The sequence below is a fragment of the Rhodococcus baikonurensis genome (genome assembly GCF_040489275.1).
GTDB classification, from domain to species: Bacteria; Actinomycetota; Actinomycetes; order Mycobacteriales; family Mycobacteriaceae; genus Rhodococcus_F; species Rhodococcus_F baikonurensis.
The window spans coordinates 99238-114133 of record NZ_JBEUOQ010000013.1; the positions used below are offsets into that span (position 1 = coordinate 99238).

Consider the following 14896-nt stretch of genomic DNA (forward strand, 5'->3'; position numbering starts at 1 on the left):
GTAACCGTGTCTTCCCGCGCCGTGCCGGGGAGGGGGTGGTGTCTCGGTGGGCAGCTTTGGGGATGATTGTTGCGGTCCTGGCGCTGGTCGTATCGTCGTTCTCATTCGTCCAGGTTGCCTCAGCAGATGACCTCGGGACCTCGACCGCCACAGTTCCGACCTCAACAGTTCCGACCACAACGAAGCCGCCCGCAACTACGACGGAGGCGCCGCTGAAAACGACTGCGCCGCTTACTTCCACGTCGGAGTCACCCACGTCTGCGAAACCGCCGATCACAACCACGGCGCCCCCGTCTACGACTTCTGTGGCGGCGCAGCGACTGGCCGCACGCGGAGTCAATCCCGGCATCGATGTGAAAATCACCGACATCCAGGTCGAGGGAAAGAACGACCAGCAGATTACGGTCGGTGACTCCGTCACTGTGCGCGGCACCTGGGACGCGTCAAGCGCGAGTCCGCTGCCGGGCGACCAGTTCACGATTCAATTCCCTGACGAGTTGAAGCTACAGTCCAACCCGATGATCGCGCTGGAGGGCGACGATGGGACGGTCTGGGGCACATGCGATCTGGCTGCTTCCACCAATCTCATGACGTGTGTTCTCTCCGATGCCGTGGCAGATCGCCCGGACGAGGTGAAGGGCGATTTCTTCGTTTACACCAAGGCGGTTGAATACACCACGTCAGAGACTGTGGACTTCACGATCAACAACAAGGTCACGCCGGTCGACCTGCCCGGCACGGGCGGCATCACCGACGGCCGCGTAATCGGAGAGTCGACGAAGTCCGGCAAACTCCAGGACAACAAGCAGTCAGTGCGGTGGACCATCGACATCCCCGGCGCCGATCTGGCCAAGTTGGACGCAGGCAACACCGGTTCGGTGACCCTGAGCGACGAGCTCTCCGACAACATGAAGGTGTGTGCGGGCAGCCTGCTCAACGCGAAGCTGTGGTCCGGTCGCCCGGGCGATCTCAAAGAGACCCCCGGCGGCGTCACCGTCACCCAACCCGACGCGGGTGATCAGGTCACCATCAACATCGACAACGGCGCGCCCTTCGAGAGCAACAAGCTCTACCGCATCGAGTACACCTCATGCACGACCAGCGGCGTGGTGGATCTCGAGGGGACTCAGTACACGAACTCCGTGACGATCGGTGACAACACGGTGGCTTCGGATGGCGTGGGACAGGACTATGCGCCGCAGACCAAGCCCTGGAAGGGTGGCTACCTCGACGGCGGTAAGCGCAATATGGAAGCCGTCTGGACGATTGTGGTTCCGGGCACCGACATTGCCGCCAACAACCACAAGATCGACATCACCGACACCTTCGGCGGCCCCCATGCGGTCTGTGCCTCGGGCGTGCAGGTAGTCATCGAGAAGTCTGACTACCTCCCAGGGCGGGAGAACGAACCCAACTACCGCACTCCTGCCGCAGGATTCACCATTGCTCCCATCGGCGCAGTAGCCGGCGCGAGTACCTTCACCGCGGCGATCACTGTGGATAACCCGGACACGTTCAACGAAGAGCAGTATTACTACGTCACGTACCGGACCTGCCTGACCACCACCGAGGTGCCAGACTCCGAGGACCATCTCACCAACTCGGCGGTCGTCAACAAGACGTCGATCACGGGAAAGACTGAGGGGCCTAGGTTCACGAGCGGCAAGAGCGGCGCGATCAACACCACGTCGCAAACTGTCGGCGGCGTGGAGCAGCCGGCAGGCACCACACTCAATTGGACCGTGGAAATCTCCGGACACGATCTCGAGGGCCTTACGGAACCGGCGGTCGTCAACGACAGGTTCTCACCGAACATGACGGTGTGTGAAATCGGCGGCGATCTCAAGAGCAACCTCAATCTCAAGGTCGTCGCGCAAGACTTCTTCGACGGCAACAAGAAACGCGATATCACCGATGCCACATCGGTGGCGCGCGCCGACGGCGGTTTCGATCTCACTCTCCCGCGTGACGCGGACGGTTACAGCCGTCAGACGAAGTACCTCGTCAGCTACACCCTGTGCACCAGCAGCGGCGGACTGGACCAGCGCGACACGGAATACTCCAACACCCTCACCTATGCCGGCAAGCAGACGCTGTCGCAGAGCGTCAAGCAGGAATGGGGCGGCGGCGGTACCGGCCAAGGCGTGTCACGGGGCTCGTTCTCACTTCTGAAGGAGATCGCTCCCTTCTCCGAGAAATTCCCGGAAGACACCGAGTTCACTGTGAAAGTCGAAGAGTTCGCCCCCGGGCAAAATCCAGCGACCGACGCCCCGGTGAGCTCCTACGAGATCAAGGTGAAGGCTGACGGGACACCGGTCAGTGGGATCAACCCCCGCGGAACCGGCTGGCAGATCCGCCTGTCCGAGATCAACCTCCCGACCGTTGACGGTGTGTACTTCGAGCGAGGAACGTTCCGCCATTCAGAGGGTGTGACGCTCAACGTGGACCGGACCGAGGCGCTGGTGACCATCACGCCGAAGAGCAATGTCGGTGTCACACTGCTCAACAAAGCGAGCTTGGGATCGGCAAGGATCACCAAGGCCGTCATCGGCGACGGAGCGCGCACGGGACTGGAGGCTTTCGTCATCAACGCAGAGATCGCTTTCGGTGACGACGACGCCGGCAACGAACTGCGTCAATTCACTCTGAAGGACGGCCAGCATTACGATCTGGGCAAATTGCCCATCGGAGCGAAAGTCACCTTCACCGAGGTCCAACCGACGAACACCGACCTCGTGACGTGGTCGCAGCCGGTGATCAGCCCGAAGACGCTCACCATCGGCACAGACGCGTCGGCGAACGCGGTCTCCGTCACCAACGAGGCCACGATCACGCAAGGCACCTTCGAAGTGAGCAAGAAGCTCACGGGCCCGAAGGCGTCCGACAAGGCCGTACCGGCCAGCTTCGACGTGATTGCCACCTGGCTCGATACGGACGACAACCCACAGAGCAAGACACTGTCGCTCCCGTCCGACGGCACCTCGGTTCCGTTCGGTGAGAACCTGCCCGGCGGCACCGAAGTTGCACTGACCGAACTGGTTCCGGCAAACGGTGACGGTCTCGCCTACGGCGTGCCCGCATACTCCGGGAATATCCGGATCAATGCGGACAACGCTGCCGTGGTGACCATCGGCAAGGATTTGCGCAAGGTCGAGGTGTCGAACTTCGTCGACATCAACGATGGCACTCTGCGCGTCGCCAAGCAGGTCAGCGGCGAGGCCGCCGAGGCTGTCGGTGATGACGTGGAGTTCACGGTCGAGGCGCGTTGGCGCGACGGTGTGGACTACCGCACCCAGGTGCTGAGCGTCAAGCAGGGACAGACCACACCGCTGGGCGTCGACCTCCCCGTCGGCACCGAGGTGACCTTCACCGAGACCGGCCGTCCCGATGTCGCCGGAGTCGAATGGGGCACGATCTCCTGGGGCACCAGCCCGGAAGGCGAATCGTGGCTGCACTCGAACCTCGACGGAACCGCAACGGGCATAGTCTCCGACGACCCGACCGACGGTCGACTGATCACGCTGTCGAACGAGGCGCTGTGGAAGTTCGGCTCGGTCGAATTCACGAAGTTCATCCTCGACGCTGACGGCAATCCCGTCCGCGCCCCCGAGACCGACCTACCCGACAGCGCGACGTTCGATGTCCGTATCGACGGAATCGACCCGCCACTCCCCGCTGGAACCGATTTCCCGGCAGTGGGCCAGACCATCACCCTCGATGCCGGAAACGACTGGAGTTGGACGTCCGGCGAGGTTGTTCCACGGAACACCGTGATCACCTTCTCCGAGGTCGACCCCAAGCCCCTGGCCGGTATCGACTGGGCGCGGCCGTACTACTACGTGTCCGCGGATGCCGGAGACCCCGAACACCGCAACACCGTCAAGGTGGTGGCCGGTGAGCAGGCTGTGGTGGAGATCCACAACCGCCCGATACCGACCACCGACGTGGACATCGACAAGATCGTGACCGGCCCCAAGGGCAGCCAGGTGGCCAAGGACGGATCCACGATCTTCCAGGTCACGGCTACATGGACGGACATCGACGACGAGGCGCGTTCGTGCGTGCTCGATGTCAAACCGGGCGCTTCGGTCACTCCGACCGCCCAGTGCGACGCAGCCGTCATCGACGGCCGGGTCCAGTTCCCGCTGGACACCGACATCACTTTCGTCGAAACCGGTGCTCACACAGACGTCACCAACGTCAAGTGGGGTGAAGTGATCTGGGGCGTCAAGGAAGGCAAGGCGGACGTCTCGAAGATCGCGGGTGAACCGACCGGAGCTTCCGTCAAGCTCACCAGCGAAGCAAACAAGTCAGTGGTTCTGGGACTCGAGAACAAAACCAGCAGCAATGGCCTGATCATCATCCCGATCCCGATCCCCCTGCCGCCGTGGGAAATCCCGACATGGCCGGGCTCCGAAGTACCCGGAGGACCAGGCACTGACGTGTCGACTCCCGGAAACAACACTCCCGGCAATAACGGTGGTGGACACAACGGTGCTCCGGGCACGCCTGCTCCGGGAAATCCTGCTCAGGCCAAACCGGACCAGTCATCGTCCCTGCCGGTAACCGGCGCTAACGTCATCTGGCTCGCCGGTCTGGCGCTGGCACTGATCGGCGGTGGCACGTGGCTCGCCCTGCGTAACCGCAAGCGTGCACCCGGCCAGGAGTAACTCCCAACCAGGAATACCGAAACAGCGCGGGTGCGACCTACACCTGGTCGCACCCGCCCTGTTCACCGTCACGACGTATCTATCTCGCGGCCGCCCCTGCGGCTCATCCCTCGAAGGAGAAACACCATGTCCATCCTCCCGTTCCCGATCGTCATCAAGGACATCCAGACCACCGGTTCTGCGGCGATCGACGGCCTCGGTCGCCTGTCCGTACTCCTGTACGACCTTCTCGGAGGTACCGGAAGCGCCACGATCAGCGCGGGCAACTAGTCCGACGGCGGAGAGGAGTCCCGGTCCATGAGAGATTCACAGCATCCGGTTCCTGGGCGGCCGCGGTTAGGCCAGGTCATCGGTGAGCTGCTCCTCACGGCCGGGGTCCTCATCCTGCTTTTCGTCGCCTACGAGGCGTTCTGGACCAATATCACCTCGGGGCGACTGCAAGACGAGGTCAACGCCCAACTGGAGGAATCGTGGGGCAAGGACAAAGACCAGGTTGCGGCCGGTAACCCTGTTGCACCGCCGGCCCCGGTGCTCGGCGAGGGATTCGCGCGCGTGTACCTCCCGACACTCGGTGCCGACGTCGTATCCGCCGTCGTCGAAGGCACACGCAACGAGGACCTACGGGCCGGCCCCGGCCACTACCCCGAATCGCAGATGCCCGGCGAAGCAGGAAATTTCGCGCTCGCCGGGCATCGCATCGGATTCGGCGCAGTCTTCCAACACTTGGATCGACTCGATGCGTGCGATGCCGTCGTCGTGGAGACCGAGTTCCAGTGGATGACGTACCGGTTACTCCCACTCGACCAGGCTTCGCCCGAACGTCGCACAGCGGCGCAAGCCTGCTTGAGCCCCGAGCAAGCCGACCGCGTGTCCGACGGCGACTACGCACATCTCCTCGGGCGGCACATCACCGTGCCGGGGGACGTTGCGGTCGTCAACCCGCTCCCCGGCAAACCTTGGCCAGAGCCTGACACCACACTGGAAAGCATGTTGACACTGACCACGTGCCATCCGCTCTACTCGAACAGCGAACGCATGATCGTCCATGCTGTTCTCGTCGAAACAATCTCGAAGACTTCGGGCACCATTCCCGCGGCACTCCAGGAGCAATGAAATGTACGGCTACCTCTGGGGCGCGCTCCCCGGCCCCCGACCAGTGAAGGCCCTGCTGGCGATCGTTCTCGTGGTTGCGGTCGTGCTGCTACTCATGGAAGTCGTATTTCCTTGGGTGTCAGAGCACATGCCCTATTCCGACGTCACCGTATAAAGCGCCCGTGCAGGTCGGCCACACCGGCACAAGACCCGGCTGGAGCCCGAAGGCGCTGTCCTACATCGGAATCGACGGACCTACGATGATTCCGGCGTGCCGATGAACCAGTTTCCACGTGTCGGAACGACCTGAGCGAGCACTGAAACCTGACTCCGCCGCTACAGAACCTTCGTGAAGATCTGCGCCGGCGCTGCCGTCTCCAGCTTGTCCAGTGCCGCAACCAACCTCACGAAGTGCTCGGTATGGGTGTGGGCGTCGAGGTGCTCCTGCGATTCCCATTCCTCCGCCAACACGAGCTCGCACGGATTGTCGGTGCGCTGCAGTAACTCGTAATTGATGCAGCCGTCTTCTTTTCGGGTCTCGGTGACAAGTTCGTCGTACAGCCGAAGCACTTCCGCGAGATCACCCTGCGCCACTGTGGTTGGCACCAAAACCCTGATCACAAAGACTCTCCGATTCCACTGTCCCGCATTGACCCCTCCGCTCGAAGTCTGCCGTAGACCCCCGACAGATCAAGATTTCCGTTGTGACTCGAAGTTTGCGGACAGGCGCAATATCTACGAAACACCCCCGATACCGAAGGTTCGTAGGGTTTGCCGAAGTCGGGCTCGCAATCAGCAGCGCAGCCCTGGGCCCGGGCGAGGGGTAAGCACATGAGTGGAAATGCAGTTCGCTTGCAAGCGATCAAGGACGTCGAGGCCTACACACCGCCGGTGGTCAGCTTCACGACCGATGAAACTCCCGGCGAGGTGTTCGGAGCCAACGTCTTCAACAAGGTGGTCATGCAGAAGAGGCTGCCCAAGCTCGTCTACAAGTCGGTGATGGCGACGATCGAGCAAGGCAAACCACTCGATCCCATGGTCGCCGACGCAGTCGCGTCCGCGATGAAGGACTGGGCGCTGGAAAAGGGCGCGACCCACTACGCCCATGTTTTCTATCCGCTCACCGGGTTGACGGCCGAGAAGCACGACAGCTTCCTCGAACCGGTCGGCGACGGCAGTGCGTTGGCCGAGTTCGCCGGCAAGACCTTGATCCAAGGTGAACCCGACGCTTCGAGTTTCCCGAACGGTGGGCTGCGCAACACGTTCGAGGCCCGCGGATACACCGGCTGGGATGTCACGAGCCCGGCCTACGTACTCGAAAACCCCAACGGCAACACACTGTGTATCCCGACTGTGTTCGTCTCGATGACCGGCGAAGCACTCGACCACAAGACTCCCCTGTTGCGCTCACAGCAGGCCATGGGTTACCACGCCGAACGAATCCTGAAGTTGTTCGGGCACAACGATCCCGAGCACATCGTGTCGTTCTGCGGTCCCGAGCAGGAGTACTTCCTGATCGATCGACACTTCTTCCTCGCGCGCCCCGACCTACTGAACGCCGGCAGAACACTCTTCGGCGCAAAGCCGCCCAAGGGCCAGGAGTTCGACGACCACTACTTCGGGGCGATCCCGGAACGTGTGCTCGGATTCATGATGGACACCGAGCGGGAACTCTTCAAACTTGGCATCCCCGCCAAGACACGGCACAACGAGGTTGCGCCCGGCCAGTTCGAGATCGCCCCAATGTTCGAGCGCGGCAACATCGCCGCCGATCACCAGCAGTTGCTGATGACCACCTTCAAGACCATCGCCAAGAAGCACGGCATGGAATGCCTCTTCCACGAGAAGCCGTTCGACGGCGTGAACGGCTCCGGCAAGCACGTCAACTTCTCCCTGGGCAGCTCCGAACTCGGTAGTTTGCTTGTCCCCGGCGACAATCCGCATGACAATGCGCAATTCCTAGTCTTCTGTGCCGCAGTCATCCGGGCCGTCCACAAGTACGCGGGACTCCTGCGCGCATCTGTCGCTTCGGCAACCAACGATCACCGTCTCGGTGCCAACGAGGCTCCCCCGGCCATCATTTCGATCTTTCTCGGCGATCAACTGGCCGACGTCTTCGAGCAGATCGCCAAGGGCGCGGCGACGTCGTCGAAGGACAAGGGCACCATGATGATCGGTGCCGACACCCTTCCCGTCCTACCGACCGATCCGGGCGACCGCAACCGCACCAGCCCGTTTGCCTTCACCGGCAACCGTTTCGAGTTCCGCGCGCCGGGATCGATGCAGACGGTCAACGGTCCGATGGTCACCATCAACACGATCATGGCCGAGGCCTTGGACTACATGGCCACCGAACTGGAATCGGCAGTCGCAGACGGCGCCGATTTCGACACCGCCGTCCAGAATCTGCTCACCGAAATCATCACCAATCACGGTGCGGTTGTCTTCAACGGCGACGGCTACTCGGAGAACTGGCAGATCGAGGCCGAGTCTCGCGGCCTGCCGAACCTTCGCACAACGCTGGACGCGCTGCCTGAACTGATCACCGAGCCCTCGATGGAACTCTTCGAGAAGTACAAGGTCTTCAACCACCGAGAGATGCACAGTCGCTACGAGGTCGGACTCGAACAGTACGCACTGAGCATCGGCGTCGAGGCACGCTTGGCCGCCGAAATCGGTACGACGCTGATCCTTCCGGCTGCAGTGCGCCACCAGACGGAAGTTGCTCAAAACTTCGTCGCGCTGAAGTCCGCCGGCCTCGAACCGGATTCAGCTCCGCTCGAAGAAGTGTCGGCGCCCGTTGCGGCTCTACGAACTGCGCTGGCGACCCTGCGTGCAGCCATCGACGCCGACGCCGGCGAGTCCCCGTTCGATCAGGCCAAGCACGCCCAGGACGCACTCCTGCCCGCGATGGCCGAAGTACGTGCAGCGGCCGACTTCCTCGAAACCATCGTCGCCGACGATCACTGGCCACTCCCGACATATCAGGAGATGCTGTTCATTCTCTGAGCATCACCGAAAATCAACGCCCACAAAACTGTGGCCTGCAACTCGATCGAGTTGCAGGCCATAGTTGTCGAAGCTTGCTCGGCTAGCGGTCTTCCGGCATCGTGACCTCGAGGACGCGTGCCTCGCCGGTCGTCGCCGGGTCCGGCCGATCGCGAGAATCGGACGACGCCATCTTGAGTCCGTTCAAATCGGTCCGCATGTAGATGACGTTGTAACGGTCCCACGTCGTAGCAACGAATTCGAGGAACTGTCCGCTCGCCCACGGGTGCATGAATCCGCCGTACAACGCGGGCAACGTGATTCCGCTCAGCAGAGTTTGGGTACCGCTCCACGGTCCCTGCGGCTGATCAGCCTGACGGATCACGAGATTGCCCTCGGCGCTGGTGTACATGGCGACGTACTTGTTCAGGTAGTCGTTCCATTGCACTGCGAGCTCACTGACGGGTGCCTTGATGACCTGAACGGCATCGGTATCGCGTGGGCTCCAACCGGATCCGTCCCAGTATTCGTAGGCGCCGAGGTTTCTGATGTCCGCTCCGGCCACCCGCGCCAGGATCGCCTTGCCGAAACGACCTGAGGGAGTTCCGTATTCGTAGATGTAGCCGTCCCGGCCGTCGAGGAAGGCGCTCTGCTGGAAGTTGGAATTGATCGGAGATACTGCCGGAATCCCCGGAATACCGAGTCCTTCCGTATTGGCGCGAACTGTCGCGGGATCGAGTTCCCAGTTCTCACCGTTGTCTGTCGAGAAAGCCAGGGCCGAGTAGTTGGTGGTCCAGGCACCGGGTTCGTCCCAGGACCGAACAGACATGAACCTGATGTATTGCACACCGCCGTAGGAGATTCCAGCTGTGGGGATGGTCGTGAACTCCCCCGGGATACCGAATCCCGGAATGATCTCCTTGGAATGATTGGGTCCGTCCAAAGGTGAGCTGTCGATCTTCATTCCGTCGGCAATGGCGGTGTCGTTGCTGCGGAACAACACGTTGCTGCGCCAGTCGTCTCCTGGGGTGTCGCAATCACCCACCGTGTCGCCGAAGGCCATCAGAACGTCGTGATCGGGCCCTGAAAGACCGTTGTCCCACATGATTCCGAGGTCGGTTCCCGACACGTTGAACCGCTCGATGGTGTTGTTCGGGCTGCCCGGGCCGGTGACCATTTCGATTGCCTTGGTCCGGCCGGTCAGCACCGGTAGAGCGCCGTTGGGAGCGCCGGTGATCCACGGCAACGCGTTGGCGAGGGATCCCGTACCTGCTGAACCACTGCCGAGAGATCCGGTCAGGGATCCGAGCGAACCCGTCATCGATCCGGCGGAGCCACTCCCTCCCGAACCACACGGTCCACCGATCGCCGACGCAGACGGTGCTGCGGCGATCGTCGCGGCAATCGTGACGACGCCTATCGACAACATCGCCGACATGGAGTGTTTTTTACGCACGTGCAGCCCCTCTGATCATTTCGACTCGCGTTCGGACCACAGGCACAGTGATCCCCGACCGCAGAAGCAAACCATTTGGACTGTGTTAAGAGAGTGAAAGCTGAGCAAATTGTTATAAATCGCCCGTTCAACTGACACAAGTGGCAGCTGTGTCCGATTTCACCTTCACAGGACAGTTGTCCGATACAGCAATAAAGGCGCCTAGTATGTAACGGAAATGTAAAAGAGTTCTCACAACGAGGTAGGTGAGCGGTGTCCGTACGTGACCGCGTAGCGCAGATTTACGATCAGGTTTTGGTTCGCAATGCAGGAGAGCCCGAATTCCATCAGGCCGCCGCAGAGGTCTTCGAGTCTCTTCACGTAGTACTCGAACGCCACCCGCGCTACGCCGACGCCGGACTCATCGAGCGGCTGTGCGAGCCGGAACGCCAGATCATCTTCCGCGTGCCGTGGACCGACGACGAGGGCAACGTTCACGTCAACCGCGGCTTCCGCGTGCAGTACAACAGTGCACTCGGCCCCTACAAGGGCGGCCTGCGTTTCCACCCCAGCGTCAACCTGGGCATCGTGAAGTTCCTCGGCTTCGAGCAGATCTTCAAGAACTCCCTCACCGGTCTTCCCATCGGCGGCGGCAAGGGTGGCTCGGACTTCGACCCCAAGGGTCGCACCGACGCGGAGGTCATGCGCTTCTGTCAGTCCTTCATGACCGAACTGCAGCGCCACATCGGTGAATACACCGACGTTCCGGCCGGTGACATCGGCGTCGGCGGTCGTGAGATCGGCTACCTGTTCGGCCAGTACAAGCGACTGACCAACACGTACGAGTCGGGCGTCCTGACCGGCAAGGGCATCACCTGGGGCGGATCACAGGTTCGCACCGAGGCCACGGGCTACGGCGTCGCGTACTTCGTCGCCGAAATGCTCAAGGCGAAGGGCGAAGGCCTCGAGGGCAAGAACGTCGTGATCTCCGGATCCGGCAATGTCGCCATCTACGCCATCCAGAAGATCCACCAGCTCGGCGGCGTCGCAATCGCCTGCTCGGACTCCTCGGGATACATCGTGGACAAGAAGGGCATCGATCTCGACCTCCTCAAGGAGATCAAGGAAGTTCGCCGCGGCCGCATCAGCGAGTACGCCGACGCAGTTCCGCACGCCGAGTTCATCGCCGACGGATCCATCTGGGATGTGCCGTGCGATGTCGCACTCCCCTGCGCGACTCAGAACGAGCTCGACGAAGATGCCGCAAAGACCTTGATCGCCAACGGCGTTCAGGCCGTTGCCGAAGGCGCGAACATGCCCACCACCCCCGGCGGCATCCAGCTCTTCCGTGACGCGAACGTGGCCTTTGCACCCGGCAAGGCAGCCAACGCCGGTGGCGTGGCAACCTCTGCTCTCGAAATGCAGCAGAACGCTTCGCGTGATTCCTGGAGCTTCGAGTACACCGACGAGCGCCTCGCCGGAATCATGCGCGGTATCCACAAGCGCACCATCAACACCGCTGCCGAGTACGGCAAGCCTGGCGATTACGTGCACGGCGCGAACATTGCCGGCTTCGTGAAGGTGGCCGACGCCATGATTTCGCTGGGCGTCATCTAGGGATTTCCGCAACACAGACAGCAGTACAGAAAAGGGTGACTTCACCCTGATCCGGTTCCCGTACGTCGGACTGGTCGAATCACCACCTAGGCCTCGAGGGCCCTGGGTCCTCGAGGACCCAGGGCCCTCGAGCTCGATCTGAGCAAATCACCCGCGACGATCACCGTTGGCGCCGGCAATGATGCCAGACGGGACTCGTGGTGTCTGCCGAATCGTTTTCCGCTCTGACGTCGAAAAACAGCGTAAGTGGACGATTGTTTAGGTCCGGAGCGCGTGGGGCATATGGACTTATCTTCACATTTGTCCATTTCACAGTTGGACAGTCGTTCATGTGGTAGAAATCACAACGCCTGGCGCAATTCGATCCGCAAATTTCAGCGGCGAGTATGCCCCCGAACAAGGCCTCAGCGTGTATCCCGCTTCGTGACGCGCCGAGCCTCCGGGTGCCTGTGCCAGGCGACGCACCTGTCTAGAGGAGGCCACCCCATGTCCCCAGCGCTGCTGAACAACCCGGGACCGCTCATGTTGGGAGGCAAGCCCGCCTCCACAGCGGTCAACGACGTCATCCCACTGGCAAGCGATCTCGTAGATCACCTGTCCCGTGCCAACCCGACGTTGACTTCCCTCCAAACGGAGGCAGTACGTCGGGAACTGATTGCGGTGATCGTGCAGGGGCTCCAAGTGGGGATCCAGCTGTTGGATCACCGCAAACTCCCTACCGACCAAGAGTTGGACGGCATTCATACGATGACCGTCCAACAGGCATTGAAAGGGGTGCCACTCAGCGCGATCCTCAACTTGACCAACGAGGGCATCAGCACTTTTCGCACCCTCATCCTCAGCAGGGCCGACGCCGAGGACTCCGACAATCTCGGGGATCTCAACGAGTTCTTGTTCGCACTCGCGCAGCGGCTTCACTCGTTCATATCGATCAGCTATCTCTCGGCTCTTCCAGCCGGTTCCCAACTCGGGGAATACTCCGCCGGCGCGCTCGTGAAAGCCATGTTGGACGGCGACGATCCCACCCAACTTGCGTTGCAGATGGGCATCGAACTCGCACCCCGCTATCTCGTCCTACGGCTCCTGGTGAACCTGCCGCCCACTCGTCCGGGAGCCCGAAATGGCAATCACCAGCGCATACAGGCCTATCGTGACCTCTCCGTCGCTCAGTCGAAGATCGCGGCCCACTTCGGGTCGGCATTGCTCGAAGCGCCTGCACCGCAACGTGGTCTGGTCCTGATCGAAGGCACACCCGACTGGAGAACGGTGTGCGAGGTCATCCAACGTGCGCGCGCGACTGTGGGGGTGGAGATCACAGCGATCGCCGAGAGCGCCGCCGTCGGTGATATCGCCGCCGCCCAAGCAACCACTCACGAATTAGCGCAACTCGTGCGGCGGCTCAGACTGCCGGCGCGGTCGTACCGAATGGAAGACCTCGCGCTCGAGTATCAACTGACTCGCAGTGGCGCAGGCCGCGACAGCCTGATCAATCTCCTCAAGCCGCTCGACGGAAATCCAGAACTATTGCAGACGTTGTCCATCCACCTCGCCAACGGCCAGCACCGTCAGCGCACCGCGTCGGCGCTCGGTCTACACACGAACACCGTCGACAACCGCATCAAGCGCATCGCAACCCTGACCGGATTGGATCCGGCACTACCCTCTGAGCTGCTCAAACTGCGCGCTGCCATGATCTCTCTGACCTTCGCCAGCACTGATATGGACAATCGTCCAGCGAAAGTGTGAACACTCACATCCTCGCTATTAGCTGTCCACGCATAGAGCCTCGACCCCACTTTTTCGTATCGAGCCGGGCTATAAAAGTGTGGTGCGAATCACCGCGCAAACCAGTAACAATTAAGGGGAAAAACATGATCAACGGCCAGGATAACGCTCTCCTCGGTGCCTTCTTCGACACCATCCTGCAGCTGTTCAACGCGGGCAGCACCGGCACGGGCTCGACGGATGGCGGCGGCGTCTCCTAGGACGAATCTCGGGCCCTGTGCGAGAGAATCTCTCGCACAGGGCCCGCTCCAAGCCGCCTGACACTGTGAGGGCGGTGACCACGGTGACCACCACGTCGCCACCGCTGAAACCAGGAGCAAGCACATGATCGCCGCACCAACCACAGGCGCTTTGGCCGTCGTTTTGAACACCGTCCTACAGATGTTCAACGCCGGCAGCAGTTTCCTCTACACCGACAACTCTCCGATCGGCGGCGGCGGCGAAACTCCCACGACGCCTGCTCCCTGATCGACTTATCCGCTCGCATCACCAAGTCGCGGCACAGACAGGAACCACCGTGATAAACCAGCACACCCTGGGCAGCCTGGTCATCGACTTCGGCTCACTCTCCCGAGCACTCGGCTTCGGCAACGGCTCGATCGTGTCGCTCGGCAGCACCGGAAGTGCCTGAAACAGCCTTCCCGACCACGTCGACGATCCCGTCGCCGCTCACATTCTCACCACATCTCGAAACAGAAAGCAGGTCCCCCGTGCCTACAATTCCGCTCACCGGCGACCCCATCGTCATCAACATCATCGTCCAGCTTCTGAGCGCGGGCAGCAGCAATGCGCTCGCGTTGGGCGGGGTCGGTAGCAGCGGTCTCGGTAGCACCGGGCTCGGCAGCTTCGACTCGGCGAGCCTCGGAAGCGCTGCTTAGGACCTCACTTGTGATCGGATCGGCGGTCGATCCGCGTCTTCGATCGCCGAAACAGTCCATGAAACCCACGTTGCCCTCCGTCATCGATGACGGAGGGCAACGTGGTCGTTCGGGCGAAACGGCTCCCGGTTGGGCGATCCGGTCGTCGGCCTTACTGTCTCGACGATCGAAGAGTTGGAATCAACGCCAGCCTTTCGGCGGATCAGTGTCGTCGTGCTCGATGGTCACGGACTCCGAACGATCGTCAGCCGCAGCCTTTTTCGCTGCCTCACGCATCTCGATTCCGTCGGACACCCAGTCACCGATCTCGCGCGTCACGTCTCGAACAGCCCCGGCGATGATCATCGCGATCGAGCCCACGTGGTTGGCTGCACTTTCGGTCAGTTCCTGGACCGTGTCCTTGCGGCGTTCGAATTTCCCGACCATCAGTG

Annotated in this window: 12 protein-coding genes; 9 read left to right on the forward strand and 3 right to left on the reverse strand. The window is 61.6% G+C overall.

Annotated features, from left to right (window positions below; genetic code table 11):
- Positions 1-62: 62 nt before the first annotated feature.
- The 4 genes from ABWI03_RS25740 to ABWI03_RS25755 all read left to right on the forward strand — a co-directional run bounded on the left by ABWI03_RS25740 (position 63) and on the right by ABWI03_RS25755 (position 5937).
- Complete coding sequence (locus ABWI03_RS25740; RefSeq protein WP_435054153.1) at positions 63-4670, forward strand: DUF5979 domain-containing protein; 4608 nt, start codon at positions 63-65, stop codon at positions 4668-4670.
- A 126-nt stretch (positions 4671-4796) separates the two neighbouring features.
- Entirely contained in the window at positions 4797-4940 is a 144-nt protein-coding gene (locus ABWI03_RS25745) for a hypothetical protein (RefSeq protein WP_166811358.1), read from the forward strand.
- A 27-nt stretch (positions 4941-4967) separates the two neighbouring features.
- Positions 4968-5783: a class E sortase gene (locus ABWI03_RS25750; protein ID WP_298781314.1), complete on the forward strand. Its 816-nt coding sequence runs from the start codon at positions 4968-4970 to the stop codon at positions 5781-5783.
- Between the two features lies 1 nt (position 5784).
- Positions 5785-5937, forward strand: coding sequence for a hypothetical protein (locus ABWI03_RS25755; RefSeq protein ID WP_095973066.1), 153 nt, complete (start codon positions 5785-5787; stop codon positions 5935-5937).
- Between the two features lie 161 nt (positions 5938-6098).
- On the opposite strand, the gene ABWI03_RS25760 is transcribed toward ABWI03_RS25755, so the two are convergent.
- On the reverse strand, positions 6099-6368 hold the full coding sequence (locus ABWI03_RS25760) for a putative quinol monooxygenase (RefSeq protein ID WP_234036628.1): 270 nt from the start codon (positions 6366-6368) through the stop codon (positions 6099-6101).
- A gap of 225 nt (positions 6369-6593) precedes the next feature.
- Here ABWI03_RS25760 and ABWI03_RS25765 point away from each other — a divergent pair, with 225 nt between their 5' ends.
- A complete protein-coding gene (locus tag ABWI03_RS25765) occupies positions 6594-8771 on the forward strand; it encodes a glutamine synthetase III family protein (RefSeq protein WP_298781321.1) in 2178 nt (725 codons plus the stop codon).
- Positions 8772-8853: 82 nt separating this feature from the next.
- Here ABWI03_RS25765 and ABWI03_RS25770 read toward each other — a convergent pair whose 3' ends face one another.
- On the reverse strand, positions 8854-10188 hold the full coding sequence (locus ABWI03_RS25770; RefSeq protein ID WP_124570055.1) for a glycoside hydrolase family 183 protein: 1335 nt from the start codon (positions 10186-10188) through the stop codon (positions 8854-8856).
- A gap of 270 nt (positions 10189-10458) precedes the next feature.
- On the opposite strand from ABWI03_RS25770, the gene gdhA reads away from it, so the two are divergent.
- The 4 genes from gdhA (at position 10459) to ABWI03_RS25790 (ending at position 14465) form a co-directional block, all read left to right on the forward strand.
- Entirely contained in the window at positions 10459-11802 is a 1344-nt protein-coding gene (gene gdhA / locus ABWI03_RS25775) for an NADP-specific glutamate dehydrogenase (protein ID WP_095973062.1), read from the forward strand.
- A gap of 486 nt (positions 11803-12288) precedes the next feature.
- The gene (locus tag ABWI03_RS25780; protein ID WP_095973061.1) at positions 12289-13548 is read left to right on the forward strand and encodes a PucR family transcriptional regulator; all 1260 of its coding nucleotides are present in this window, start codon (positions 12289-12291) and stop codon (positions 13546-13548) included.
- Between the two features lie 363 nt (positions 13549-13911).
- Positions 13912-14055: a hypothetical protein gene (locus tag ABWI03_RS25785; protein WP_003945326.1), complete on the forward strand. Its 144-nt coding sequence runs from the start codon at positions 13912-13914 to the stop codon at positions 14053-14055.
- Between the two features lie 242 nt (positions 14056-14297).
- Complete coding sequence (locus ABWI03_RS25790) at positions 14298-14465, forward strand: hypothetical protein (protein WP_003945367.1); 168 nt, start codon at positions 14298-14300, stop codon at positions 14463-14465.
- Positions 14466-14645: 180 nt separating this feature from the next.
- Here the strand turns inward: ABWI03_RS25790 and ABWI03_RS25795 are convergent, their stop codons facing one another.
- Positions 14646-14891 carry a hypothetical protein gene (locus ABWI03_RS25795; RefSeq protein WP_235169735.1) on the reverse strand — a complete coding sequence of 82 codons (246 nt, stop codon included), beginning with the start codon at positions 14889-14891 and terminating at the stop codon, positions 14646-14648.
- Positions 14892-14896: the final 5 nt, after the last annotated feature.

What these genes read in the sequence shown, in the direction of transcription:
- ABWI03_RS25795 (WP_235169735.1), bottom strand. Translation starts at nt 14,891, where the DNA reads ATGGTCGGGAAATTCGAACGCCGCAAGGACACGGTCCAGGAACTGACC.
- ABWI03_RS25780 (WP_095973061.1), top strand. Translation starts at nt 12,289, where the DNA reads ATGTCCCCAGCGCTGCTGAACAACCCGGGACCGCTCATGTTGGGAGGC.
- ABWI03_RS25785 (WP_003945326.1), top strand. Translation starts at nt 13,912, where the DNA reads ATGATCGCCGCACCAACCACAGGCGCTTTGGCCGTCGTTTTGAACACC.
- ABWI03_RS25770 (WP_124570055.1), bottom strand. Translation starts at nt 10,188, where the DNA reads ATGTCGGCGATGTTGTCGATAGGCGTCGTCACGATTGCCGCGACGATC.
- ABWI03_RS25745 (WP_166811358.1), top strand. Translation starts at nt 4,797, where the DNA reads ATGTCCATCCTCCCGTTCCCGATCGTCATCAAGGACATCCAGACCACC.
- ABWI03_RS25740 (WP_435054153.1), top strand. Translation starts at nt 63, where the DNA reads ATGATTGTTGCGGTCCTGGCGCTGGTCGTATCGTCGTTCTCATTCGTC.
- ABWI03_RS25750 (WP_298781314.1), top strand. Translation starts at nt 4,968, where the DNA reads ATGAGAGATTCACAGCATCCGGTTCCTGGGCGGCCGCGGTTAGGCCAG.
- ABWI03_RS25765 (WP_298781321.1), top strand. Translation starts at nt 6,594, where the DNA reads ATGAGTGGAAATGCAGTTCGCTTGCAAGCGATCAAGGACGTCGAGGCC.
- ABWI03_RS25755 (WP_095973066.1), top strand. Translation starts at nt 5,785, where the DNA reads ATGTACGGCTACCTCTGGGGCGCGCTCCCCGGCCCCCGACCAGTGAAG.